Below are 23,953 nucleotides of genomic sequence, written 5' to 3'. Positions count from 1 at the left end.
TGGCGCCCTCGCCCAGCAGCCCGAAGAAAGCCAGCAGGCCGAGCACGAACAGCGTGCGGCCCGTGTTCGGGTGCGCGGGGTCCCCGTCCGCATGTACGTGATCGGGCAGCATGAACGGCCCCGCACCCAGCGCCGTCGCCATCAAGATCAGCGCCATGCCGCCGCAATGCACGGCCGGCGGCACGCCCAACTCCAACAGCACGCCGCCCGCGGCTGCACCCACCATGCCGCCCAGGCTAAACATGCCGTGCAACGACGAAATGATCGGCTTGTGGTGGTTGGCCTCCACCGTGGTGGCCTGCGCATTGATGGCCACGTCGAAACCCACGGTGCTGATGCCGAACACAAAGAGCGCCACCAGCAGCGCCGGGTAGCTGGGCATCAGCATGATTAGCGCCAGCATCGCGGCGAACGCCATGCCGCCGCGCATGCTGGCGTGCTGCGTGCCGACGCGCGCCACCCAGCGGCCCACGAATTTGATGGTGAGGATGGCGCCCGCGGCCACCATGAACATCGCCAGTGACAATGACGCTTCGGACAGTCCGAAGCGGGCTTTCACGGTGGGAATGTGGATACCCCAGGTCGCAAACGTTGCACCGTTGACGAAAAAGAGCGCCATCGTCGCCGCGCGGGCTGGCAGGGGAAGCCGGCGTGGCTGCAGTACGCCGGCAGATTGCACGAATTCGGAAGACATGAGGACCACGTGGAATGCGTTTGCCGCACGAACGTCGCGTGGCAAAGGCGCCATGCTACCGCGCCAAGCTGATCACTGCTTTGCGCATGGTCCTCCGGGCGATGTCGCCGCCGTCACACGCGGATGATTCTTCAGGAATTGGACGATGAACGTCGCATTGCTTGTCGTCCGAAGCATGGGGTCACTGCGTTAACATGCCTGCATCCGCACTCGGCGCACGCACGTGTGCCCCACTCTGCTCCCCGCCCGATGGCCCGAATTCGCTCGACCCGTTTGTTGAACCTGTCGCGCAGCGCACTTGTCTGCGCTACGCTCCTCGCCCTCACGGCTGCACCGCTGGCGCATGCCAAGAAACCCAAAGCCCACGCCGCACAAGCCACGCCCGCCGCGAGCGCGGCACAGAAGCGTCAGGCTGCACGCAATCCCGCCGGGTTGCCTGCCAATGTGGCACTGGCATTTTCCCGTGCGCATATCCCGCTCGACGCGGTGAGCGTGTTCGTGATCCGCACTGGCACCGCCACGCCCATCCTGCAGTGGAACGCCGATGCCGGCATGAACCCGGCGTCGACCATGAAGCTGCTGACCACCTTTGCCGGGCTGGACCTGCTGGGCCCCAACTTCCGCTGGAAGACCACGGCCTACGCCGACAACCAGCCCGTCAACGGCACGCTCAACGGCAACCTCTACCTGCGCGGCCAGGGCGATCCGAAGCTGATTCCCGAAGAGCTGGTCAAGCTGGTGAGCGATGTGCGCCGCGCCGGCGTGGATGAGCTGGCCGGCAACATCGTGCTGGACCGCACGTATTTCGAGAACGGCCTGTCGGAAGCGCCACCGCTCGACGGCGACAGCGGACGCGCCTACAACGTGGCACCCGATGCGCTGCTGTATTCGTTCAAGACGCTCACCTTCACGCTCACGCCTGACGCCGGCAACGGCGCGGTCAACATCGATGTGTCGCCACCGCTGGCGCAACTGCAGATCGACAACCAGCTGCGCACCACGCGCGGCGGCTGCGGCGACTGGAAGACGGCCTCCGGCGCCAACATCACGACGCAGACCGATGGCCACGTGCTTGCCAGCTTCGACGGCCGTTATGCGGCTGCCTGTGGAGAACGCGTCTACAACATCGCCGCGCTCACGCATGCCGACTTCATCTGGGGCGGCTTCCTGGCGCTGTGGCAACAAGCGGGCGGTACAACCCGCTTCACGCCCGGCCTGCGTGAGGGCAAGGTGCCGCGCCAGGCCGTGCTGCTGGCCACGCACTACGGCCCTACGCTGGCGGAGGTCGTGCACGACATCGACAAGTATTCGAACAACGTGATGGCACGCCAGCTCTTCCTCACCATTGGGGCAGAGATCGGCCGCAAGCCGGCTTCGGTGCCGCAATCGACGGACGTCATCAACCGCTGGCTTGCCAAGCAGAACCTGACGATGCCGGAGCTGGTGCTGGAGAACGGCTCGGGCCTGTCGCGCGTCGAGCGCATCAGCGCGCGCAACATGGGGCGCCTGCTGCAACAGGCCGACGCCAACCCGAACGGCGGCATCCTGCGTGACGCACTGCCCGTGGTGGGCGTGGACGGCACCATGCGCAACCGGCTCACGCGCGCCGGTGTGGCCGGCAACGCCGAGATCAAGACCGGCACGCTCAATGACGTACGCGCCATTGCCGGCTATGTGGAAGGCGAGAACGGCGAGCGCTTCGTGGTGGTCAGCATGATCAACCACCCGAACGCCAGCGCCGGCCAGGCCGCGCACGACGCACTGCTGCAATGGATCTACCAGGGCGCGCCGCGATGACCCGGCCGAACACGCGCGCGGCGCTTCTCGGCATTACAGGCACCTCGGGCAGCGGCAAGACCACGCTCGTCGAGCAGCTCATTGCCCGCTTCGTGCGCGATGGGCGCCGCGTGGCCGCCATCAAGCACACGCATCATGGTTTCGATCTCGACACGCCGGGCAAGGATTCGCACCGCATGCGCTCGGCCGGCAGCGCCGAGGTGGTGCTGGTGGGCGGCGAGCGCCTCGTACTGATGCGCGAATTCGGCCCGACACAAGAACCCGAGTTGACCGACGTGCTGGCACTGCTGTCCCCCGAGACCGACGTGGTGATCGTGGAGGGCTACAAACGCAGTGATTTCCCCAAGATCGAGGTCTTCCGTCCCGCGCTTGGGCGTGCGCCACTGTGGCCGGAAATCGGTGGCGTGGTGGCCGTCGCCACGGATGCAACGGATGCCGTTCAGGTACCTGAACACGTGACCGTGCTCGACCTGAATGATGTCGACGCGGTCTACCGGTTTGCCATGCAGCAGATTGCAAAAGCATCCACATGAAGCACTCTTAACATCTGGGCGATGCAGCTTGGCTATGATGGGGCGTTGAATTTTTTCGCCAGCCCCCCTCCCAACAATATGCTTTCCCGTCTCTCAGCCGCGCTTCTTGGCGCGGCATTTTTTTGCGCGGCGCTGCCCGCCACCGCGCGTGATTGGATCCCCCCGACGGCCACACTCGGCCATGGCGCACAGGTCCATCAGTTCGTGCTGATCGATCCCTCGACCGGGAAGCCGATGCCTAACGCGCGCTACCGTCTGTTCCTTCCGGGTCACACCATCGCAGGGAAACCGCCCAAGAAAGATGAAGACGACAGCGTGATCTTCGGCACGACCGATGGTGCGGGGCGTACGGTCAAGGTCCGCCTGCACAAGCGCTACCCGGCCAAGCGCTGGATACTCAACCCGATCATCGGGCAGGGCGAGTTTGGTGAATCCTTTCACCTGGTCAGCAAATTCGATGACGTCTCGCTGAGCCACTTCCCGTACCTGCTGGATGTCACGGACGAATACCTGATCTGCGGCCGCGCCAATGACGAGGGCTATTCGTACTACGCGCAGTCACGGGAACCACGCACCGTCCAACTCGATACCGACATGCAGTTCACGCCCGAGGACTACGCTTGGTGCGCCGGCCCCGGCAGAGCCATCGCCAATGCAGACGAGACGCAAAGCCCGTCGGCGCTCTATGCGCAGTACCTGGGTGCAATGATCGCCAACAGTGCAAAGCTCAGTGAAGGCTTTCAGGACCGCATCGCTCGCAAGCTGATGTCACTGGCCATTACCGAGCGCAACCCAGAACACATCGACCTCGCACTTGACGTGCGCCCGGTGCCTGACGACAAGCTCAACAGCTACGGCTATGAACTCGCCGACGCAGGGCTGCGTGTGGAGCGCGGCCTGTCCATGATCGAAACCTATCTGGCAAAACACCCGGACGATCCGTTCGCCCTCGACAGTAGGGGCTGGGCGCTATACAGGCTGGGCCGCAATGAAGAGGCGCTCAGCGCGTTCGACCGCTCCATCGCCGTCTTCAATCAACCGAATGGCAACTATGGCATCAGCGACGACCTGGTACGTGAGGCCCGTGCGGAAGGTCTCGCACACAAGGGCGAGGTGTTGTGGAAACTCGGCCGGACCGACGAAGCGCAGGAGGTCTTCAAACAAGGCCTCGACATCTGGCCGAAGAGCGATGTACTGAAGGCGACCCTGGCCCGCCTGGCAGTAGTGTTGCCGGCGCCGACAGCGCAGTAGTGCACGCATCGCCCCGCAAATAAAAACGCCCGCTTGCGCGGGCGCTTTGCTTGAACCGGTACTTGCTGGATCAGTGCATCAGGCTGTCCGCCAGCAAACGCTGCAGCACGTTGCTCGCGATCAGGCGATGGCCGCCCGTGGTCGGGTGCACTCCGTCGGCGAACAGGTAGGACTGGTCTGCACCGGCCGCCACCAGCGTGTTGGCCGAGCAAAACAGCGAGCTACCGCCAGCGCCCGGCACCAGTGCGTCAATTTTCGCCGCATCACAGGCCGGCGTGGTCGTGTTGGAGAAACCAAACTGTGCGCCGTTTTGAATCACGGCGGCAAATTGCGCATTGAAGTCGATCACGCGTGCAGTGGTGCCCGCCAGGCCGCTCTGCAGCGTAGCGTTGAACGCGCTCACAAGTGGTGCGTCTGCAGCCGTACCACCAGGCGTCAGGCTGCTGTCGGGCAAGTTGAGCACGTAGAGCTGCGTCGCGTTCTTGCTGATCATGTCTTTGATATAGCCGACCAATTCAGTCGCCGCCTGCTGGACCTGCGCCATCGCGATAGCGGGCGTAACGCCCGAACCAGGCGTGGCCGCGACACCAGCCCAGTAGAAGACGTCGTTACTACCGGCGAGCACGAACACCACGTCACTGCTGCCATTGAAGGTGTTATTGCTGGCCGCGTAGAAGTTGGCGAGTTGCTGCTTGATCGAGTACGGACCTGCACTGTCAGTCACCCGTGAGCCGCCTTGTGCGTAGTCAAAGCAGCCGGGTTTCGGGCAGGAGTGCACCAAAGCGTTGGCATCGATCATCACAGCCGGCGTGAGCGCCACGCCCAGTTGCGAAGCTACGGCTTCCGCCCAGATCGGACCTGGGTTGGTCGTGTGCTTGCCGCCGCCCACTGTTTGAGCCGTGGGCGTCAAAGTGCCGGCGTCACTTAGGCTATCGCCGAATACCACCATGCGCTGGATATTGGGAACCTTGGACTCGCTACCTTCATCAGATCCGCCACCGCATGCGGCCAGGCCCAAAGTTAGGGCAATGGATGCGGCACTCAGCAACTCACGCAATTTCATCGTTTTCTCCCGTGTGGACTTTTGATCCGCGGGCGTTGCCCGCACGCGTTCAAAGCCCATTAGAAGACACCATGCCCGAGTGTGCCCAAATTATGGATAGATGATGAACATGAGGAGAACGCCTGCCTTTTGATGGAATGACATCGATGCAGCGTATCGGCTTGCTTCGACACCGATCGAATAGACGGTACGTTTGCCAAGCATAAAAAAACGCCCGCGATGCTGCGGGCGCTTTGCTTGGTACGGTACGTGCAGATCAGTGCATCAGGCTGTCCGCCAGCAAACGCTGCAGCACGTTGCTCGCGATCAGGCGATGGCCGCCCGTGGTCGGGTGCACTCCGTCGGCGAACAGGTAGGACTGGTCTGCACCGGCCGCCACCAGCGTGTTGGCCGAGCAAAACAGCGAGCTACCGCCAGCGCCCGGCACCAGTGCGTTGATCTTGGTCGCATCGCAAGCCGGCGTGCTGGTATTGCTGAAGCCGAACTGCGTGCCGTTCTGGATCACGGCGGTCAGTTGCGAGTTGAAGTCGATCACGCGAGCGGTGGTACCCGTCAGGCCGGCTTGCAGCGTGGTGTTGAACGTACCCACCAGCGCATGCAGCAGTGCCTGGCCTTGCGGGCCGCCCGCCACGCCTTGCGGCGTCAGGCTGCTGTCCGGCAGGTTGAACACGTAGAGCTGCGTCGCGTTCTTGCTGATCATGTCCTTGATGTAACCGACCAGATCGGTCGCAGCCTGTTGCACCTGCGCAGTGGCGATGGCCGGCGTCACGCCCGAGTTCGGCGTGGCGACAGCGGCAGCCCAGTAGAAGATGTCGTTGTTGCCACCGAACACGAACACCACGTCACCGCTACCGTTGAACGTGTTGTTGCTGGCCGCGTAGAAGTTGGCGAGCTGCTGCTTGACCGGATAGGTCAGCGCGCCTGCACCGCCGTTGTGGCCGATGCCGTTCGGATCGGTCACGCGCGAACCGCCTTGCGCATAGTCAAAGCAACCGGGTTTCGGGCAGGTCTGCACCTGGTTCGCGTAACCCATCACTGCCGGCGTGAGCGCCACGCCCAGTTGCGATGCCACGGTTTCCGCCCACACCGGGCCGGGGTTGGTGGTGAACCTGCCACCGCCCACAGCGGCCGCTGCCGGTGTGTAGGTGCCAGCGTCGCTCAGGCTGTCGCCGAACACCACCACGCGCTGAACCTTGGGGGCGCTGCTGCTGTTACCGCTTTGATCGGATTCGCCGCCGCAAGCGGCCAGGCCCAAGGCAAGGGCCGCCGATGCGAGCCCCATCCATTGACGCAACTTCATGGTCTGTCTCCCGTATGGAATTTTTTTGATCTGTGGTGCGTTGCCCGTGCGTTTGAAGCACGCCAGACGACACAACGCCCAAGTGTAGCGAGGTTGGCAGGTGCACGGCGAACGCGTGCAGCCTAAGAATTAGAGGCCCAACTCGAACTAAGCGGCGAACGCGGCGGCGGCGCGACGCAGGCGGTCGTTGACGGCTGCCCAGGCGGGGGTATCGGCTAGGGTTTCTACCCAGATGGCGTCGTAGCCGCCGCGATCGAGCTCGCGCAGCAGTGCATACAACGCGTTGGCGTAGGCCGCAGGTGTGACCGGCGCGGCTTGCTGGTCGCAGCCTGCTGGCAATGCCACGGGCGCGCCAAGCCAGACGATGCGCTTGCCGGCAGGCAGTGCAGCCAGGCGGGCGGGCACCTCAGCCGCGCAGAGCAGATACAGCGGCGTGCGCGGCGCGTAGTGCGCCTTCAACGTGCCAGAGGCACGAGGCGCGGCAGCATCGGGCATCGCGGGCATCTCGCCGGTCACGCGCTCAATGTCGTCGGGAGTGATGGCACCTGGGCGCAGCAGCACGGGGCCGATGCCCTGGTCCAGCCGAGAGAGATCGATGATGGTGGACTCGATGCCCACGTCCACGCCGTCACCTTCGAGCACGAACACGGCATCGCCAAATTCGTCACGCACATGCTGCGCGGTCGTCGGGCTGACCTGGCCGAACTTGTTGGCCGAGGGCGCAGCAATGCCGCCACGCCCGCGCTTGAAGCGCGAGAGCAGCGCCTGCGCCACCGGATGCGACGGGCAGCGCAGCCCGATGCTGTCCTGCCCGCCCGCCACTGCAGCCGGAATGTGCGGCGCACGTTTCAGGATCAGCGTCAGCGGTCCGGGCCAGAAGGCTTCGATGAGTTGCAGCGCGATGCCGGGCACGTCATCCGCCCAGTAGGAGATGTCCGCGCCATCCACCACATGCACGATCACGGGGTGGTTGGATGGCCGCCCCTTGGCCGCGTAGATCTTGGCGATGGCCTGTGGGTTTTCGGCATCGGCGCCGAGACCATAGACAGTCTCGGTCGGGAAGGCGACCAGCTCGCCCGCCTCCAGCTTGCGCGCGGCCTCATCCAGGCGCTCGCGCGAAGGCATGACGTAGGGCGTGGTCGACTTGTGCATGATGATGCGTGCTCGCTTAATCCGGCTGCAGACCGAGCACGTGTGCGGCGTGGCGGAAGGCTTCGTCCACCACCTCCGGCGAGGTGCCGACGCAGTTCACGTGGCCCATCTTGCGGCCTGGGCGCGCATCGGCCTTGCCGTACAGGTGGACCTTGGCGCCGCTGTGGCCCATGACCTCGTGCCACGCAGGCGTACGTTCCAGACCGTATTCGAACCACACGTCGCCCAACACATTCAGCATACGCCCCGGCGAGTGCTGGCGCGTACTGCCCAGCGGCAGGCGGGCCATGGCGCGCACCTGCTGCTCGAACTGGCTGGTCTCGCACACATCCATGGTGATGTGGCCGGAATTGTGCGGGCGCGGCGCCATCTCGTTGGCCACCAGCGAGCCATCCTGCAGCACGAAGAACTCGACGCACAGCACGCCGACGTAGCCCATCTCCTCAGCGATCATCGCGGCGGCCGCGCGGGTGCGCGTGGCAATGTCATCCGACACGCTGCGCGAGGGCATGATGGTCGAGAACAGGATGCCGTCACGGTGGGCGTTCTCGGCCAACGGCCAGGTGGCGGTGCTGCCATCGGCGGCACGGGCGGCCAGCACAGACACCTCGTACGCCAGCGGCAGCATCTTCTCCAGCACGCACGGCACGTGCTGCATGGCACCCCAGGCGGCGCGCAGTTCTTCAATCGTCGAGACGCGCGCTTGCCCCTTGCCGTCATAGCCCATGCGGGCAATCTTCAGGATGCCGGGCAGCAGGTCCGCAGGCAATTGCTCAATGTCGGCTTCGTGCTCGATCACCCAGCTCGGTGCCGGGTGGATACCTGTGCGGGCGGCGCACAGCGCGAAGAACTTCTTCTCGGCGATGCGGTTCTGGGCGATCGACACGCAGTTGGCGCGCGGTGCGACAAACGCACCCAGTTGCTCCAGGCGGTCGAGCGCGAGTGCCGGCACGTTTTCGAATTCGGTGGTAACGGCTGGGCACAGCGCCGCCATTTCAGCCAGCGCGGCTTCATCGGTGTAACCCGCGCACAGGTGGCGCTCGGCGATGGTGCCGGCGGGGCTGTTTGGGTCCGGATCAAGCACGCAGACCTTGTAGCCCATCGCCTGCGCAGCGTGCGTGAACATGCGGCCAAGCTGGCCGCCGCCCAGCATGCCCAGCCAGGCATCGGGCAGGATCGCGTTGGGAACGTTCAGCGCGCGGGATTCCGGGGTATGAGCTTGCGCCAGGCGCGGGTTCAGGTCGTCGGCCATGAATCAGGTCGTAGGTTGCTTAGGCGCCGTGCACGGGGAGCGTCATCCCGCGTGCCACTTCGGTTTGTTGCGCGCGGAAGGCTTCGAGCTTGTCGGCCAGCGCTGCATCGGTGGTCGCGATGGTGGCGATGGCCGCGAGCGCCGCATTGGCCGCACCCGCTTCACCAATGGCAAATGTCGACACCGGAATGCCCTTGGGCATCTGCACGATGGAGAGCAGCGAGTCTTCGCCGCGCAGGTACTTGGATGGCACCGGCACGCCGAACACCGGCACGATCGTCTTGGCGGCGATCATGCCCGGCAGGTGTGCTGCCCCGCCGGCACCGGCGATGATGGCGCGCAAACCCCGGCCGCGTGCAGCTTCAGCGTAGCGAAACATGTCGTCCGGCATGCGATGCGCCGAGACAACTTGCGCTTCGAACGGAATGCCGAACTGCGTGAGCATGTCCACAGCGTGGCGCATGACTTCCCAGTCGGAGCTGGAGCCCATCACCACGCCAACGAGCGGAGCAGATTGCTGTGCGGTCATCGTCGTCGCTCCTGGTTTAACGCAGCGACTCGCCGGTCAGGCGGGTCAGTGCTTCACGGTACTTGCTGGCAGTCTTCTCGATCACGTCGGCCGGCAGTTGCGGCGCCGGAGCGGTCTTCGGCCACGGCTTGCCGTCGATGCGCACGGCTTCGAGCCAGTCGCGCACGAACTGCTTGTCGAACGATGGCGGGTTGGTGCCCACCTGGTACGAATCGGCCGGCCAGAAGCGCGAGGAATCTGCCGTGAGCGCCTCATCCATCAGCGTGAGGGTGCCGTTCTCATCCAGACCGAATTCGAACTTGGTGTCAGCAATGATGATGCCGCGCGTGGCGGCAAAGTCGGCGGCTTCCTTGTACAGGCGGATGCTCACGTCGCGGATCTGTGCGGCAAGATCCGCACCGATGCGGCGCTCGACTTCATCGAAGGAGATGTTCTCGTCGTGCTCGCCCACGTCAGCCTTGGCGGCGGGGGTGAAGATCGGCTCGGGCAGCTTCTGCGCGTTCTGCAGGCCGGGGGCCAGGTGCACGCCGCACACGGCGCCGGTCGCCTGGTAGTCCTTCCAACCGCTGCCGGCCAGATAGCCGCGCACCACGGCTTCCACCAGGATCGGCTTCAGGCGCTTGACCACGATGGCGCGGCCGCGCACCTGGTCGACTTCGTTCGGAGCCACCACGGTTTCCGGTGCGATGCCCGTCTCGTGCGTCGGCACGATGTGGCGCAGCTTGTTGAACCAGAAATCCGACATCTGTGCCAAGACCTTGCCCTTGTCCGGAATCGGCTGACCGAGGATCACGTCAAACGCCGACAGGCGGTCAGTAGTGACCATCAGCAGCTTGTCGTCGCCGACGGCGTAGTTCTCGCGCACCTTGCCACGGCCGAGCAACGGCAGGCTAGTGATCGACGATTCATAAAGGGCGGTGGATGCAGGGGTGGCGGACACGGCGGAACCCGAGAGGAGATGAGAAAACGTGGAAGGCCAGCATTATACGTGGCCCATGCAATGCAAAACGGCTGGCGCAGTGCCAGCCGTTTGCTCGTGGTGACGCGAAATGCTTACTGCACCACTTGCGCCAGCTTGCCGTTGCTGTAGTCAGCGGCCATCACCGACAGGCTGACCGGCTTGATCTTGCCAGCCTGGCCTTCACAGCCGAACTGGATGTAACGCTGCTTGCAGACTTGCTTGGCCGCCTCACGCGCGGGCTTGAGCCATTCGCGGGCATCGAACTTGTCCGGGTTCTCGGCCAGGAACTTGCGCACGGCGCCGGTCATGGCCAGGCGGATGTCGGTGTCGATGTTGATCTTGCGCACGCCGTACTTGATGGCTTCCTGGATTTCCTCGACCGGCACGCCGTAGGTTTCCTTCATCTTGCCGCCGTACTGGTTGATGATGGCCAGCAGTTCTTGCGGCACGGAGGACGAGCCGTGCATCACCAGGTGGGTGTTCGGGATACGCGCGTGGATTTCCTTCACGCGGCTAATCGCGAGGATGTCGCCGGTGGGCTTGCGCGAGAACTTGTAGGCGCCGTGGCTGGTGCCGATGGCGATGGCCAGAGCGTCCAGTTGGGTGGCCTTGACGAACACAGCAGCCTCTTCCGGATCGGTCAGCATCTGGCTGTGATCCAGCTTGCCGGCAGCGCCAATGCCATCTTCCTCGCCGGCATCACCGGTTTCCAGGTTGCCCAGGCAGCCGAGTTCACCCTCGACGGTCACGCCAACCTTGTGCGCCATGTCGACCACGCGACGCGTGACGTCCACGTTGTAGTCGAAGCTCGACGGCGTCTTGCCGTCTTCCATCAGCGAGCCGTCCATCATGACCGAGCCGAAGCCCAGGTCGATGGCGCCCTGGCAGATGGCCGGGCTTTGGCCGTGATCCTGGTGCATCACCAGCGGGATCTCCGGATAGGCTTCAACGGCGGCCTGGATCAGGTGCTTGATGAAAGCCTCGCCGGCGTACTTGCGGGCGCCTGCGCTGGCTTGCAGGATCACCGGCGCGCCGGTTTCCTTGGCCGCTTCCATCACGGCCTGGACCTGCTCCAGGTTGTTCACGTTGAATGCCGGCAGGCCGTAGCCGTTTTCAGCGGCGTGGTCCAGCAGTTGGCGCATGGAAACGAGTGGCATGGTTTTCTCCTATGGGTCGATCTGTATTCGGTCTCAGGAACGCTTTTAGCAAACAGCGTTCCGTCATGGGCGTCAGTGCATGCCGACGCGGACAATCTTGAGTGTGTTGGTACCGCCCGCCTGCCCCATCGGCTCGCCGACGGTCAGGACGATGAAGTCGCCGCGCTGCACGACGCCGCGCGCAACCAGCAGTTCTTCCGCCTGATGCAGCGCCTCATCGCGGTCAGTGCTGGTGGCCAGTGGCAGCGCCTGCACGTTGCGGTACAGGGCCATCTTGCGTTGCGAGCCCACGTTGGGTGTCATCGCATAGATCGGCACATTGATGCCGTGACGGCTCATCCACAGTGCAGTGGCGCCAGAATCGGTCAGCGCGGCAATCGCCTTCACTTGTAAATGGTAGGCCGTGAACAGCGCCCCCATGGCGATCGATTGATCAATGCGGCTGAAGGTCTGTTCGAGGAAATCCGTGTCCAGGTGCACCGGCTGCGACTTCTCGGCTTCCACGCAGATGGCTGCCATGGCTTCGATGGTCTCGACCGGATAGCGGCCCGCGGCGGTCTCGGCGGAGAGCATCACCGCATCCGTGCCGTCCAGCACGGCGTTGGCAACGTCCGACACCTCGGCACGCGTCGGCACCGGGTTGACGATCATCGATTCCATCATCTGCGTGGCGGTGATGGTCAGCTTGTTGGCTTCGCGCGCGAGCTTGATCATGCGCTTTTGCAGCGCCGGCACCGCCGCGTTGCCCACTTCCACCGCCAGGTCGCCACGGGCGACCATGATGCCGTCGGACGCCGCCAGGATCTCTTCGAGCACGCCCGGGCGGATGGCCTCGGCACGCTCGATCTTGGCAATCATGCGCGGCTTATGGTTGTGCGGCGCACCGGCCACCACGGCCAGCTGGCGCGCCATTTCCATGTCGGTGGCGTTCTTGGGGAAGCTGACCGCAACGTAGTCGGCGCCCAGCGCCATCGCGGTCTTGATGTCTTCCATGTCCTTGGCGGTCAGCGCCGGCGCCGACAGCCCGCCGCCCTGGCGGTTGATACCTTTGTTGTTGGACAGCTCACCGCCAATCTTGACGATGGTTTCAATCTCCTCGCCCACCACGCGCGCGACCTGCAGCACGATCAGGCCGTCATTGAGCAGCAGCAAATCACCAGGGCCGACGTCGCGCGGCAGCTCCTTGTAGTCGAGGCCAGCGCGCTCCTGGTTGCCCAGTTCGCAACGCGCATCGAGCGTGAAGCGGTCGCCTGGGTTCAGCGTGATCTTGCCGGTCTCGAACTTGCCGACGCGGATCTTCGGACCCTGCAGGTCGGCCATGATGGCCACCTCGCGCCCCACCGAGCGCGCCACCTCACGTACGAGCTGCGCGCGGTCGATGTGATCCTGCGCGGTGCCGTGCGAGAAGTTCAACCGCACCACATCCACGCCGGCCGCAATCATGCGTGTCAGGATTTCCTGCGAGCTGGACGCAGGGCCGAGGGTGGCGACGATCTTGGTGGCGCGGGTCATGGGCAGCGGTGTCTCGTTGGTGTTATTGGAGTTGGATAGCGCAAACGCAATCAGGCGGCTGCCGGACTCTTGGCGCGCTGCTCCAGAATCTCCACGGCCGGCAGCGTCTTGCCTTCCAGGAACTCCAGGAACGCACCGCCGCCAGTGGAGATATAGCCCACCTTGTCAGCGATGTTGTACTTGGCGATGGCCGCCAGCGTGTCGCCGCCGCCTGCAATCGAGAAGCCCGACGAGGCAGCGATGGCCTCGGCCAGCACCTTGGTGCCGTTGCCGAACTGGTCGAACTCGAACACGCCGACCGGGCCGTTCCACACGATCGTGCCGGCGGCCTTGAGCTGGTCAGCCAGCATGGCGGCGGTCTTCGGTCCGATATCGAGAATCATGTCGTCATCCGCCACGTCCTTCACATCCTTGACGGTAGCGGCAGCAGTGGCGCTGAATTCCTTGGCGCACACCACATCCACGGGAATGGGCACCGACGCGCCGCGTGCAGCCATCAGGTCGATGATGGTCTTGGCGTCGCCCACCAGATCGGCTTCGGCCAGCGACTTACCGATCTTCAGGCCGGCAGCCAGCATGAACGTGTTGGCGATGCCGCCGCCGACGATCAGGTTGTCCACCTTGTCGGCCAGCGACTTCAGGATGGTCAGCTTGGTCGACACCTTGGAGCCGGCCACGATCGCCACCAGCGGACGCGCCGGTTGGCCCAGTGCCTTGCCCAGCGCATCGAGTTCTGCGGCCAGCAGCGGGCCGGCACAGGCGACAGGAGCGAACTTGGCGATACCGTGGGTGGTGGCTTCCGCGCGGTGGGCGGTGCCGAAGGCGTCGTTGACATAGACGTCGCACAGCTTGGCCATCTTCTGAGCCAGTTCGTCGCTGTTCTTCTTCTCGCCCTTGTTCACGCGGCAGTTCTCCAGCAGCACAACCTGGCCGGGCGCAACGTCCACACCATCCACCCAGTTCTGCACCAGCGTCACGTCACGGCCCAGCAGCTCGGACAGGCGCTTGGCGACGGGTGCCAGCGAGTCTTCCGGCTTGAACTCGCCCTCGGTCGGGCGGCCCAGGTGCGACGTGACCATCACGGCGGCACCCGCGCCCAGCGCAGCCTCGATGGCCGGCACGGAAGCGCGGATGCGGGTGTCTTCGGTGATGTTGCCGGCGTCGTCTTGCGGCACGTTGAGGTCGGCGCGGATAAACACACGCTTGCCGGCAAGCTTGCCTTCGGAGATGAGATCGGACAGACGCAGAACGTGAGGCATGGCAGCAACAGTAGGAATCGCGGAAAACGACGATTTTACCTGATCACCCTTGCACGCTCGCCGTAAAACGGGCGAACGAAACCCCGAATCCCCTGACCAGGGGAGCGCGCCTATCTTCACAATCCTCCACAAAGCTAGAATGTGCGCGCCAATAAACATAAATACGTCGGGAGTTTGATATGAGCCAAGCGCCAACTCTGGGCCGCGCCACGCTGGCGGCCGCCTTGACCACCCTGCTGCTGACCGCTTGCGGCGGCGGCGACGGAGCCTCCACAGGCGCCACTTCCAGCACCCAGCCGGACGGCGGATCGACCGGCACCCCAACCTCACCCACCACGCCGGCCGCCGGCCCGCTCGCGCTGAACATGCTGGAGTTTGCGCAGACGCACGTGCTGCCCGAGAGCGGTCTCACCTGGACGCTGCCGAACACCACTGGCACGCTGCAGCTCACCGGCAATCGGGGCGCGCTGGCGCTGGCGTCGATCGGGCAGGCGGATGTTCAGCAACCCAAGCTGGAAGCCTGGCGCAACGGCGCGCTGGTCGGCAGCCTGGCGCTGAATGCGCCCAGCGCCCTGCCGCCGACGGAATCTGCCGGCCGCCCGTACGCAACCGACCGTTGGAGCGCGACCGTGCCCGCCGCGTGGATGGTGCCCGGCACGACATTCCGCGTATCGGCAGCCAACTACACCGCCAGCACCAGCCACACACCCAGCTTCGGCACCAATGCGGACATCACGCTGCGTGTGCTGCCGTTCTACCTCTTTGGCGCGAACGATTCGAATACGACGCCGCTGTCGACCGTCAAGGCGCCGGACGCCGTGACGCAGCAGGAGATCTTCGCCAAGTGGCCGGTCTCGGCACTGACGGCAGCCAACCACCCGATCGGGCGCGTGTCGTGGCCGAGCATGGTGATCGCGCCGCGTGCGGACAGTGGCAACGTTGCGCAGCCGGCCTACGTGGTCACGGCCATGAGCCAGCAGAAAGAGGGCTACGCGGTGATGAGCTCGGTGCTCAGCCTGATCCAGAGCCTGCGCAACGCCAACGGCGAAGGCCCGACCAACAACCAGTACTACGCGCCGATCCTGCCGGTCGATCCGGTGACGAACAAGCCGGTGTTCCTCGGTGGCGGCCTCGGCGGCGGCAATGCGGGCGTGGGCGACCAGAACTACACCGGCATCTTCATCCACGAGCAAGGCCACGCGTTCGGTCTGCCGCATGCGGGCGATGCCTACACCGCCGGCACGTATCCGTACGCAGGCGGCAGCCTGACGGGCTCGGTGTGGGGCTACGACCCGAACAAGAACCAGTTCCTCGACACCCGCGTGCCGACCACAGCCAGCAGCTACGCCAACTGTGCGAGCGGCCACCAGACCGATTCCGCCAACCGCTGCATCAAGCAAGACCCGATGCAGGGCGGCGCGGGCGATCAATCGCCGGGCTACAAGTTCGCCACGTTCTCGGATTTCAATACAGGAAAGATGCAGGCCTGGCTGCAGGGCCGCATCCTGGTCGACGCGGCGTCCCCCACCGGCTACAGCCAGTGGAATGCGGCCACCCAGGCGCGCGTGGCCTACACGCCCACAACCACCAGCAACGGCCTGTACGGCATCAACCAGAACTTGCCGACGCAGACCAACGTGCCGGTGTACGCCATCGCCATCACGTTGAGCCGCGCAGGCACGGCGGGGGTTTCGCAGATCTATCCGCCGCTGCCCTTCACCGGCAACCTGATCCAGACGTTTGACCCGACCAGCGCTGCCGACCGCGCCGCCATCGTGCCCAACACTGGCACGTACGCGTGGTACTGCCACGCCAGCGGCTGCGACTACACCGTGCGCGTGACCTACGCCGACAACTCGCAGATCACGCGAGTGCTGCAAGGCGGCTTCCGCCCGTGGTTCAGCCCGACCGGCACGCCGGCCACCAGCACGGCAGACCCGACCAGCGGCGACAGCTTCAAGCTGTGGACCATCAACGTGCCCGGCAACACGGCCATCACCAAGGTGGAGCTGCTCGATACGCCAATGGCCTGGAACGGAGTATCCGCCACGCCGACCGTGTTACTTAGCCGGTAATACCTGGGGGCGCCGCTGCAGGCGCAGCGCGCTCTCGGCACTGTAGACCGCCAGGCCGATCCAGATCAGCACGTAGCCCGCCACCTTCGGCCCGGCAAACGGCTCGTTGTAGAGCCACACGCCCAGCAGCAACTGGAGCGTGGGGCTCACATACTGCAGCAGCCCCAGCAATGAGAGCGGAATGCGCCGCGCCCCGGCGCCGAACAACAGCAGCGGCAACGCCGTCAGCGGGCCGGCCAGCGCCAGCAGCAACTGCATGCCGGGCGACGCGACCAGGAAAGCGTTCTGCTGCTGCGCGGCGAGCCAGCCCAGGTAGGCCAGCGCGAGCGGAAACAGCAGCAGCGTCTCCAGCGTCAGCCCCTCCAGCGCGCCCAGCGGCGAAGTCTTGCGCAGCAGGCCATAGAACCCGAACGAAAACGCCAGCGCCAGCGCGATCCACGGCAGCGTGCCGGCCTGCCAGGTCAGCCATGCCACTCCGGCCGCGGCCAGCGCCACCGACACCCATTGCACCGGCCGCAGCCGCTCGCCCAGCACCAGCGAGGCCAGCATCACCACCACCAGCGGGTTGATGAAGTAGCCCAGGCTTGCGTCGAGCACATGGTCATGGTTGACCGCCCAGATATAGGTCAGCCAGTTAGCCGCCAGCAATGCGGTGCTGGCCGCATAGCGTCCGACCACGCGCGGCTGTGTGCGCAGCGCCCACAACCACGCCCAGTGGCGTTTGACGAGCAGGATCACCACCATCACCGCCAGCGACCAGATCACCCGGTGCGACAAGATCTCCACCGGTGACACGGCCTTGAGCAGCTTGAAGTACAGCGGAAACAGGCCCCACATCGTGTAGGCCAGGAAGGCAAAGATCACACCATTGCGTGTGGAAGCGGAACCCGACACATTCATCCCCAGAGGCGCAGCACGGTAAACACCCCCATGCCGACGAAGATCATGCCCAGCATGCGCCGCGTCACCACATAGAAGGCGGTGGCCGCAACGCCCGCCATCAAGCGCGGGTTGGTCCAGGTCGCATCAAAATGACCCTGATTCCAGAGCAGGTCAGGCAGCACGATGGCGATGAGCGCTGCCGCCGGCGCAAAGCGCAGTGCGTGCTGCAAACGCATCGGCAACGCGACCTTGTCGCCCACGATCAGGAACAGCGAACGCGTAACGATCGTCACCACCGTCATGCCGGCGATGACCAGCCAGATCTCCAGCGCGCTCATGCGTCCCCCTCCTTGGCCGTCTTCTGTGCCGCGCGGCGGCGCTGCCATTGCAGGCGAGCGGCGGCCTCATCGGCGGCCAGGCCTGCCGCCATGGCGCCGGTGACGGCAATCACCAGGCTCAATCGATACGGCAGCTTGAAGGCAACCAGCGCCAGCACCGCCGCCACGGCCACCGCCATGAGGGTGGCCCGGCTACGAATGGTCGACACCATGACAGGAATCAGCGCGAGCGTCCCGGCCAGCGCCAGGCCCCACGCATCAGGAAACAGGCTCGCCGCGACGATGCCCAGGATGGACGACACCTGCCAGGCCACGAAGCTCAGCAGGACCATGCCCCAGTAATACCCTTCTTTGCCCACCTCCGGCGCCGCGGAGGGATATTTCTGGGTGAACAGCACAAACGGCAGATCGCCGTTGACCACGCCCAGGACCACCCGCCGCACGAACGGCAGATGCCCGAAATGCTGCGCGAGCCCCGCGCTGAAGATGATGAAGCGCACGTTGACGATGAACGCCGTCAGCAGCACCGTCCAGATCGGCAGCCCAGCCGCCAGCAGTGGCAGCACCGCCAGCTGCGACGACCCCGCATACACGAAGATCGACATACCGATCGCCTGCGGAATGGTCAGCACTGACTTGCTCATCGCCACGCCCGTCACCACGCCCCAGGTGAACACCGGCGGCAGCGACGGCATGTACGCTCGTATGCCGGCAAAGAAGCCGGCGCGTTCAGCAGGGTCGATGGCCTGCCAGCGGCGTTGTAGCGCAGCGCTCCAGCGGGCTAGTGCCATGACGCCCCCTCAAGCGGCGCATTCGTCTCTTTTTTATTGTCCGGCCAAAGGCTGCCGGCAGCGCGCGGGCGCGGATGCGTCGGGGGCGACATGAGTGGCTCGTAGGAAACACACGATTATACTTTTGATGTTAAGCGCCCGCTTAACGCCGATGGGCACGCGCCCAGCCCGCCGCAACGATTCGTGCCGGGCGCCACGCAGTGCAACAATCGGCGTTGGCGTGCCCGCGCCCACGCCTTACAATTTCGCCTCTTCGTCGAAGTTTTCGGCATTTGAATTTGCGGCCCATACCAAGGCACGGCTGACCTGCTCAGACTGCGCCGGCAATCCTACTGACCATGACCACGCAAACCGCACCCACAATCGAAATCGGCGCAGACGACCTGCCGCTGCACTGCCCGACCGCCAAGACCCCGGCCTGGAATTACCACCCGCGCGTGTTCCTCGACATTGCCGACACCGGCGAGGTCAAGTGCCCGTACTGCGGCACCGTCTACAAGCTGGCTCCCGGCGTTGAACTGAAGGGCCACCATTGAGCCGTCTTCACTCGAAGTACGACGCTGGTCGCAACGGACGTCCGGCGAATCGATGATGCGCAAGATCCTCGTTGTCGCCCCGAACTGGATCGGTGATGCGCTGATGGCGCAGCCGCTGTTTGCGCAGATCAAGGCGCGCCACCCGCGTGCGCAGATTCACGCCATCGCGCCCAAGTGGGTGGCGCCGGTGCTCGCGCGCATGCCCGAGATTGCCCGCGTGCTGCCAACCGACCTCGCACACGGCAAGCTGCAGCTCGGCAGCCGCACGATGTTTGCCCAGCAACTCAAGAACGAGACGTTCGACGCGGCCTACGTGCTGCCGAACTCGTTCAAGAGCGCGCTGATCCCATGGCTGGCCGGCATTCCACTGCGCATCGGTTACAAGGGCGAGTCGCGCCTGGGCGTGCTGAACGTGCGCTACCCGAATCCGCCCAAGAATGCCCGCCCGCCGATGGTGCAGCACTATGCTGCGCTGGCCTTCAAGCCCGGCGCCAAGCTGCCCGACGCCCTGCCCGACCCGAAGCTGAACGTTGACGTGCAGCGCGTGGCCGCCACCTCGGCCAAGTTCGATATACCCGGCAACGCACGTCTGGTCGCCTTCTGCCCCGGCGCCGAATATGGCCCCGCCAAGCGCTGGCCTGCCGAGCACTTTGCCGAGCTTGCACAGATGCTGCGGCGCTCGTTCCCGTATGCGCAGATCGTCGCGCTCGGTTCGGGCAAGGACCGTGAGATGGCCAACGCCATCGTCGAACGTGCGCCCTTTGTGCGCAACCTGTGCGGCGAGACCTCGCTCGATGAGGCCATCGAACTGCTCGCCCGCTCAGAGGCAGCCATCTGCAACGACTCGGGCCTGATGCACGTAACGGCCGCCCTGGGGCGACCGCAGGTGGCCGTGTTCGGCTCCAGCGACCCGCGTCATACGCCGCCCCTGTCGCCCGCTGCGAGTATCATGTGGCTCCACTTGGAGTGCAGTCCGTGCTTTGCGCGCGAATGCCCGCTGGGCCACTTGCGCTGCCTGCGCGACATCGGCCCCGAGATGGTGTTTCATGAGTTGCGCCGGCTGCTGCAGCCGGCTTAGATTCGTTACGCTTGTCCGCAGTCCTTCCCTGAACGCCCAGCCGCCATGCCACGATTTGCCCGCCTGTTCGAAGCCGCCGAGGACATCCTCGAAGCCTATCGCGATGCACTCAAGCGCCGCGATGCCGATGGCGCGCTCAGGCTGTGGCTGGACGAGGATTCCGTGAGCTTCATCCTGCCCGATGGTCAACGCCTGAACGGTCACGAGCAACTGCGCGGCTGCCTCGACGCGCTGGTCGAGAAGAATCCGGTCTGGATCGAATGTCTCTCGCAGCAGGTGCACTCATCGCTGGGCGTGTCGATTTTCGAAGCGACTGAAGCGCTGCGCTTCTCCGCCACCGCCACTGAAGCTGACCTGTATGTGCACACGACCTACGTGCTGATGCAGAACCACGAAGGCTGGCGCATCGCCCACGTGCACTCCAGCCAGGCGGCAGAAGAACGCGTGGCGGCCTCCATCTCCAGCGTCACGCACTCCCTGCACTGAGCCGCGCCACCACCGGCGTGGCTGCACCATCGCCACGATGAACCGCCCGCTCCGCCAAGCTACCCCCGTTGAACAGTACCTCGGCCCCATGCTGGCGGGGCCGTTCGAGCCGCATGCATTCCGCTCGCCGTGGTGGCTCATCGGCGGCAACGCACAGACCATCGTACCGGCGCGCCTCTGGCGCTTTCCGCGCATCACCTACCGGCGTGAGCGCTGGGACACCCCCGATCAGGACTTCATCGATCTGGACTGGACCACACACGACACGGATGCACACGCCCCGCTCGTCGTGATGTTTCATGGCCTGGAGGGTGATTCGCGCAGCCACTACGCGAGCCTGCTGATGGATGCGCTGCGTGCGCGCCGCTGGCCCGGCGTCATCCCGCACTTCCGTGGCTGCTCCGGCGAGATGAACCGCGCCCCCCGCATGTACCACTGCGGCGACGGCGCCGAAATCGCGTGGATTCTTGAGCGGCTATACCGGACGGTCTGCGAGCCCCAGGGCCGCAAGTTGCTGGCCGTGGGCATCTCGTTGGGCGGCAATGCGCTGCTGCGCTACCTGGGTGAGCACGGCTCCGGCGCGCGCCATCTGAGCGCCGCCGCAACGGTCTCCGCGCCGCTGGATATGCGGGCCGGTGGCGCAGCGCTGTCTCGCGGCTTCAACATGGTGTACACGCGCATGTTCCTGCGCACGCTCAAGTCCAAGGCCAACGCCAAGCTCGACCAGCACCCGGGCTTGTACGACCGTGCCGCCATGATGGCCACGCGCACGCTAGGCGAATTCGACAACCTCGTCACTGCACCGCTGCACGGTTATCGCGACGTGCTCGACTACTGGACGCGCGCGTCGTCCAAGCCGATCCTGCGCGACGTGCGCGTGCCGGCGCTGGTGCTCAACGCGCGCAACGACCCCTTCCTGCCAGGCAACCACCTGCCTGGCCAGGCGGACGTGTCGCCCGACGTGGTGCTCGACCAACCGCTGCATGGCGGCCACGTTGGCTTCCTGCTGCGTCATGGCAACGCGGGCCGCATCGACTGGATGCCCGCGCGCGTGCTTCGCTTCTTTGATGACGTGCTCGGCCAAACACTGCACGGAGATACTCGTGGATGAGATCGTCCGCCAGGCGATGGCCAAATGGCCCAACGTGCCGAACTGCTTCGGCTGGTTGGCGCTGGACCGACGCGGCCAATGGCGCATGCGCAACGAGTTTGCGCAGGCCAACAAGCTGTCGGGTGATCCGATCCGTCACCCGTCGCTAGTCGACTTCATCGTGCGCAACTACGCGCACGATGATGCGGGGCAGTGGTTCTTCCAGAACGGGCCGCAACGCGTGTTTGTGGAGTTGGAGTACACGCCGTGGATTGTCCGGCTGGTGCCCGATGGCGCAGTGCCGGCCTTCACGACCACCACGGGCGCGGCCTTCTCGCCCAACGGCTGTTTTGCCGACGAGCAAGGCAACGTGCTGCTGTCTGGCCTCGTGGCGGGGTGGGATGCCGAAGACAGCATCGCCGTGCTGCACGATCACGACTTGGAGCCGTTCTCATCGCTGGCGCAATGGCATGGAGACGCATGCGGCGCCGCACTCGGCACACTCACCATCGGCAGTCGCACGTTCGACATCGAGCCGATTCGTCGCGCAGAAGTCGCACGGCGTTATGGATTCGTGCCGCATCCCGCACCGTAGCGATCACCGGAGACTGCGTCACCCGACTACTTCGGTAGCGCCTTGTCCTCGGCCTTCTCTTCCTTGTACTGCCGCTCCATCTGATGCAGCCGCGCATCGACTTCGGACAGCGTGTAGAAATCCGCATCGCCTGCTTCGCGAGCCAGTTTGAGTTGCTCCACCGCAGAACCCCATGCACCGTCACGCGCGTACTTCTCGGCCAGCGCGCGGTGCTGCTCCAGGCGCTTGCCCTTGTCGGCATAGGCACGCGCGAGCATGTCCCACCAGATCGATTGCGCCGTGTCTTCTCGGGTCTTGTCCTTCAGATACGGAATGGCGTCATCGATCCGGCCGGCCGTCAGCAAGGTCTGCGCATACGTCATACCAGCGGCGCGCGACAACGGATACGCAGCAAGTGCCGCACGTGCCAAGGTCAGTGCCTCGGGCGTGCGGTTGCGGGCGCGCGCCAGCTCGATGGCCGTCACGTCCAGATCAACACTGCCCGAGGTAATGCCGGGAATGTTGCCGTACAGGCGACGCGCCTCCAGCAGCGCTTGCTCGGCTTCGTCAAGGCGCCCTGCCATCTGGTTGGCCACCGCAATGCCGTACCACAGCGCGGCGCGCTTCTCGACTGGCGCATCCGGCGCCGAAGTCAACTGCGACTGCATAGCATTGCGCACATCGATGTAGGAACTGGTCGACGTTTCCTGCAATACACGCGCACGCGCCTTGGCAAAGCCGAACTCCGGCCGGCGTGGTTGGCGTGGATGCGGCAGGCCGCGTGCACGGTCGGCCATATCGGCGATACGCTCGCCAGTCAGCGGGTGCGTGCGCGCATAGCCGGGAACCACACCGGTATCCGCAATGTTGGTGACCCGCTGCATGCGGCGAAAGAAGTCCGGCATGCCCTCCGGGTCATAGCCGGCGCCGGTGAGCAGCGTAAAACCGACACGATCCGCCTCACGCTCGGCACTGCGCGAGAACGAAAGCTGGTTCGACACCGCTGCCGCCTGCCCGCCGATCGCCAGCGCCTGCGCCGCATCGCCACTCTTGGTGGCTGCTAGACCCGCCAGCAGGAGCGACGCCAACGCAATCCACATCGACTCGCCCGACTTGTCGATGCCGCGCGCGATATGCCGCTGCAGCACGTGGCCGATTTCGTGGCCGAGCACGGAGGCCAGTTCCGACTCGCTCTCGGTCGCCACCAGCGTGCCGGTGTTCACGCCGATATAGCCACCCGGCAGCGCAAACGCATTGATGGCCGGATCGCGCACCGCAAACAGCTCGAAGCTAGACGATGACGTACTGCCCGCCACGTGTTGCCGACGCGCCGCCTCGATCAGCTTGTAGCCGATGGTGTTCAGGTAATCGCTGAGCAACGGATCGGACACGTAGTCCGGATCACGCCGGATCTCACGCATCACACGGTCGCCCAACCTGCGCTCCATGTCTGGCGACAGCGCCGCTGTGGACGGATCGCCCATGTCGGGCAATTCGTACGTTGGCGCATCAATGACGGTCGGGTCTTTCTGCAGATACGGCGACTGCCGGCCGATCTGCACGCTGCGGTTCAGGTTGCTCTGCACCTGGTCTGCCTGCGCAGCAGAGCCTAAACCCAGATTGGCCGAGGCCGCCGGCGCAGA

23 protein-coding genes are annotated in these 23,953 nt (G+C 65.0%); 9 read left to right on the top strand and 14 right to left on the bottom strand.

All coding sequences use genetic code 11. The features are described 5' to 3' along the window. Positions 1-694, bottom strand: a 694-nt coding sequence (locus tag JHD73_RS17690) for an MFS transporter (protein ID WP_199031569.1), incomplete at its 3' end; no start/stop codon positions are given. Positions 695-943: 249 nt separating this feature from the next. On the opposite strand from JHD73_RS17690, the gene dacB reads away from it, so the two are divergent. From dacB to JHD73_RS17675, 3 genes are all read left to right on the top strand, one after another. Further along, positions 944-2,491, top strand: a complete 1,548-nt coding sequence (dacB, locus tag JHD73_RS17685) for a D-alanyl-D-alanine carboxypeptidase/D-alanyl-D-alanine-endopeptidase (RefSeq protein WP_199031568.1) — start codon at positions 944-946, stop codon at positions 2,489-2,491. After that, entirely contained in the window at positions 2,488-3,024 is a 537-nt protein-coding gene (mobB, locus tag JHD73_RS17680) for a molybdopterin-guanine dinucleotide biosynthesis protein B (RefSeq protein ID WP_233177031.1), read from the top strand. The genes dacB and mobB overlap by 4 nt, the downstream gene beginning before the upstream one ends. Before the next feature lie 78 nt (positions 3,025-3,102). Then, positions 3,103-4,275, top strand: a complete 1,173-nt coding sequence (locus tag JHD73_RS17675) for a tol-pal system YbgF family protein (protein WP_199031566.1) — start codon at positions 3,103-3,105, stop codon at positions 4,273-4,275. A 70-nt stretch (positions 4,276-4,345) separates the two neighbouring features. Here the strand turns inward: JHD73_RS17675 and JHD73_RS17670 are convergent, their stop codons facing one another. The 9 genes from JHD73_RS17670 to JHD73_RS17630 all read right to left on the bottom strand — a co-directional run bounded on the left by JHD73_RS17670 (position 4,346) and on the right by JHD73_RS17630 (position 14,460). Further along, positions 4,346-5,338: an SGNH/GDSL hydrolase family protein gene (locus tag JHD73_RS17670; protein WP_199031565.1), complete on the bottom strand. Its 993-nt coding sequence runs from the start codon at positions 5,336-5,338 to the stop codon at positions 4,346-4,348. A 256-nt stretch (positions 5,339-5,594) separates the two neighbouring features. Further along, positions 5,595-6,638, bottom strand: coding sequence for an SGNH/GDSL hydrolase family protein (locus tag JHD73_RS17665; protein ID WP_199031564.1), 1,044 nt, complete (start codon positions 6,636-6,638; stop codon positions 5,595-5,597). 147 nt (positions 6,639-6,785) lie between these two features. Further along, complete coding sequence (locus JHD73_RS17660; protein WP_199031563.1) at positions 6,786-7,790, bottom strand: L-threonylcarbamoyladenylate synthase; 1,005 nt, start codon at positions 7,788-7,790, stop codon at positions 6,786-6,788. Between the two features lie 16 nt (positions 7,791-7,806). After that, the gene (locus tag JHD73_RS17655; protein ID WP_199031562.1) at positions 7,807-9,042 is read right to left on the bottom strand and encodes a 5-(carboxyamino)imidazole ribonucleotide synthase; all 1,236 of its coding nucleotides are present in this window, start codon (positions 9,040-9,042) and stop codon (positions 7,807-7,809) included. Positions 9,043-9,061: 19 nt separating this feature from the next. Next, positions 9,062-9,571 (bottom strand): 5-(carboxyamino)imidazole ribonucleotide mutase, encoded by a 510-nt coding sequence (gene purE / locus JHD73_RS17650; protein WP_147214432.1) that lies wholly within the window; start codon positions 9,569-9,571, stop codon positions 9,062-9,064. A 16-nt stretch (positions 9,572-9,587) separates the two neighbouring features. After that, positions 9,588-10,511: a phosphoribosylaminoimidazolesuccinocarboxamide synthase gene (locus JHD73_RS17645; RefSeq protein ID WP_199031561.1), complete on the bottom strand. Its 924-nt coding sequence runs from the start codon at positions 10,509-10,511 to the stop codon at positions 9,588-9,590. Between the two features lie 113 nt (positions 10,512-10,624). Beyond that, positions 10,625-11,689: a class II fructose-bisphosphate aldolase gene (gene fba / locus JHD73_RS17640; protein WP_199031560.1), complete on the bottom strand. Its 1,065-nt coding sequence runs from the start codon at positions 11,687-11,689 to the stop codon at positions 10,625-10,627. A 72-nt stretch (positions 11,690-11,761) separates the two neighbouring features. Then, complete coding sequence (gene pyk, locus JHD73_RS17635) at positions 11,762-13,201, bottom strand: pyruvate kinase (RefSeq protein WP_199031559.1); 1,440 nt, start codon at positions 13,199-13,201, stop codon at positions 11,762-11,764. A 50-nt stretch (positions 13,202-13,251) separates the two neighbouring features. After that, a complete protein-coding gene (locus JHD73_RS17630) occupies positions 13,252-14,460 on the bottom strand; it encodes a phosphoglycerate kinase (RefSeq protein WP_199031558.1) in 1,209 nt (402 codons plus the stop codon). Positions 14,461-14,639: 179 nt separating this feature from the next. Here JHD73_RS17630 and JHD73_RS17625 point away from each other — a divergent pair, with 179 nt between their 5' ends. Beyond that, positions 14,640-16,535, top strand: coding sequence for a M66 family metalloprotease (locus JHD73_RS17625; RefSeq protein ID WP_199031557.1), 1,896 nt, complete (start codon positions 14,640-14,642; stop codon positions 16,533-16,535). Here JHD73_RS17625 and rarD read toward each other — a convergent pair. The 3 genes from rarD to JHD73_RS17610 are packed head-to-tail and all read right to left on the bottom strand — an operon-like array spanning position 16,521 to position 18,546. Then, complete coding sequence (gene rarD, locus JHD73_RS17620; RefSeq protein ID WP_199031556.1) at positions 16,521-17,435, bottom strand: EamA family transporter RarD; 915 nt, start codon at positions 17,433-17,435, stop codon at positions 16,521-16,523. The genes JHD73_RS17625 and rarD overlap by 15 nt on opposite strands. Beyond that, positions 17,432-17,755, bottom strand: a complete 324-nt coding sequence (locus JHD73_RS17615) for an AzlD domain-containing protein (RefSeq protein ID WP_199031555.1) — start codon at positions 17,753-17,755, stop codon at positions 17,432-17,434. Before JHD73_RS17615 ends, rarD begins: the two co-directional genes overlap by 4 nt. Continuing rightward, positions 17,752-18,546, bottom strand: a complete 795-nt coding sequence (locus JHD73_RS17610) for an AzlC family ABC transporter permease (protein WP_199031554.1) — start codon at positions 18,544-18,546, stop codon at positions 17,752-17,754. Before JHD73_RS17610 ends, JHD73_RS17615 begins: the two co-directional genes overlap by 4 nt. 338 nt (positions 18,547-18,884) lie before the next feature. On the opposite strand from JHD73_RS17610, the gene JHD73_RS17605 reads away from it, so the two are divergent. From JHD73_RS17605 to JHD73_RS17585, 5 genes are read left to right on the top strand one after another with little or no spacing between them, the layout of a single operon-like run. Next, positions 18,885-19,082, top strand: coding sequence for a zinc-finger domain-containing protein (locus JHD73_RS17605; protein WP_048934100.1), 198 nt, complete (start codon positions 18,885-18,887; stop codon positions 19,080-19,082). A gap of 52 nt (positions 19,083-19,134) precedes the next feature. Continuing rightward, complete coding sequence (waaF, locus tag JHD73_RS17600; protein ID WP_039600698.1) at positions 19,135-20,160, top strand: lipopolysaccharide heptosyltransferase II; 1,026 nt, start codon at positions 19,135-19,137, stop codon at positions 20,158-20,160. Positions 20,161-20,205: 45 nt separating this feature from the next. After that, positions 20,206-20,646, top strand: a complete 441-nt coding sequence (locus JHD73_RS17595) for a nuclear transport factor 2 family protein (RefSeq protein ID WP_199031553.1) — start codon at positions 20,206-20,208, stop codon at positions 20,644-20,646. Between the two features lie 37 nt (positions 20,647-20,683). Further along, positions 20,684-21,757, top strand: a complete 1,074-nt coding sequence (locus tag JHD73_RS17590) for a YheT family hydrolase (protein ID WP_199031552.1) — start codon at positions 20,684-20,686, stop codon at positions 21,755-21,757. Further along, positions 21,750-22,331 carry a DUF2946 family protein gene (locus JHD73_RS17585; RefSeq protein ID WP_199031551.1) on the top strand — a complete coding sequence of 194 codons (582 nt, stop codon included), beginning with the start codon at positions 21,750-21,752 and terminating at the stop codon, positions 22,329-22,331. The genes JHD73_RS17590 and JHD73_RS17585 overlap by 8 nt, the downstream gene beginning before the upstream one ends. A 26-nt stretch (positions 22,332-22,357) precedes the next feature. On the opposite strand, the gene JHD73_RS17580 is transcribed toward JHD73_RS17585, so the two are convergent. Next, positions 22,358-23,953, bottom strand: a 1,596-nt coding sequence (locus tag JHD73_RS17580) for a M48 family metalloprotease (protein ID WP_199031550.1), incomplete at its 5' end; no start/stop codon positions are given.

The organism is Ralstonia sp. ASV6 (assembly GCF_016429285.1).
Taxonomy (GTDB): Bacteria; Pseudomonadota; Gammaproteobacteria; order Burkholderiales; family Burkholderiaceae; genus Ralstonia; species Ralstonia flaminis.
This window is presented reverse-complemented; position numbering and strand designations above follow the sequence as displayed.

Excerpts from the sequence above, each read along its gene's own strand:
- JHD73_RS17675 (WP_199031566.1), top strand. The coding sequence starts at position 3,103 with ATGCTTTCCCGTCTCTCAGCCGCGCTTCTTGGCGCGGCATTTTTTTGC.
- JHD73_RS17610 (WP_199031554.1), bottom strand. The coding sequence starts at position 18,546 with ATGGCACTAGCCCGCTGGAGCGCTGCGCTACAACGCCGCTGGCAGGCC.
- JHD73_RS17670 (WP_199031565.1), bottom strand. The coding sequence starts at position 5,338 with ATGAAATTGCGTGAGTTGCTGAGTGCCGCATCCATTGCCCTAACTTTG.
- JHD73_RS17590 (WP_199031552.1), top strand. The coding sequence starts at position 20,684 with ATGAACCGCCCGCTCCGCCAAGCTACCCCCGTTGAACAGTACCTCGGC.
- JHD73_RS17665 (WP_199031564.1), bottom strand. The coding sequence starts at position 6,638 with ATGAAGTTGCGTCAATGGATGGGGCTCGCATCGGCGGCCCTTGCCTTG.
- JHD73_RS17630 (WP_199031558.1), bottom strand. The coding sequence starts at position 14,460 with ATGCCTCACGTTCTGCGTCTGTCCGATCTCATCTCCGAAGGCAAGCTT.
- waaF (WP_039600698.1), top strand. The coding sequence starts at position 19,135 with ATGATGCGCAAGATCCTCGTTGTCGCCCCGAACTGGATCGGTGATGCG.
- rarD (WP_199031556.1), bottom strand. The coding sequence starts at position 17,435 with ATGAATGTGTCGGGTTCCGCTTCCACACGCAATGGTGTGATCTTTGCC.
- JHD73_RS17615 (WP_199031555.1), bottom strand. The coding sequence starts at position 17,755 with ATGAGCGCGCTGGAGATCTGGCTGGTCATCGCCGGCATGACGGTGGTG.
- JHD73_RS17655 (WP_199031562.1), bottom strand. The coding sequence starts at position 9,042 with ATGGCCGACGACCTGAACCCGCGCCTGGCGCAAGCTCATACCCCGGAA.
- purE (WP_147214432.1), bottom strand. The coding sequence starts at position 9,571 with ATGACCGCACAGCAATCTGCTCCGCTCGTTGGCGTGGTGATGGGCTCC.
- JHD73_RS17625 (WP_199031557.1), top strand. The coding sequence starts at position 14,640 with ATGAGCCAAGCGCCAACTCTGGGCCGCGCCACGCTGGCGGCCGCCTTG.
- JHD73_RS17595 (WP_199031553.1), top strand. The coding sequence starts at position 20,206 with ATGCCACGATTTGCCCGCCTGTTCGAAGCCGCCGAGGACATCCTCGAA.
- JHD73_RS17605 (WP_048934100.1), top strand. The coding sequence starts at position 18,885 with ATGACCACGCAAACCGCACCCACAATCGAAATCGGCGCAGACGACCTG.
- dacB (WP_199031568.1), top strand. The coding sequence starts at position 944 with ATGGCCCGAATTCGCTCGACCCGTTTGTTGAACCTGTCGCGCAGCGCA.
- mobB (WP_233177031.1), top strand. The coding sequence starts at position 2,488 with ATGACCCGGCCGAACACGCGCGCGGCGCTTCTCGGCATTACAGGCACC.
- JHD73_RS17660 (WP_199031563.1), bottom strand. The coding sequence starts at position 7,790 with ATGCACAAGTCGACCACGCCCTACGTCATGCCTTCGCGCGAGCGCCTG.
- pyk (WP_199031559.1), bottom strand. The coding sequence starts at position 13,201 with ATGACCCGCGCCACCAAGATCGTCGCCACCCTCGGCCCTGCGTCCAGC.
- fba (WP_199031560.1), bottom strand. The coding sequence starts at position 11,689 with ATGCCACTCGTTTCCATGCGCCAACTGCTGGACCACGCCGCTGAAAAC.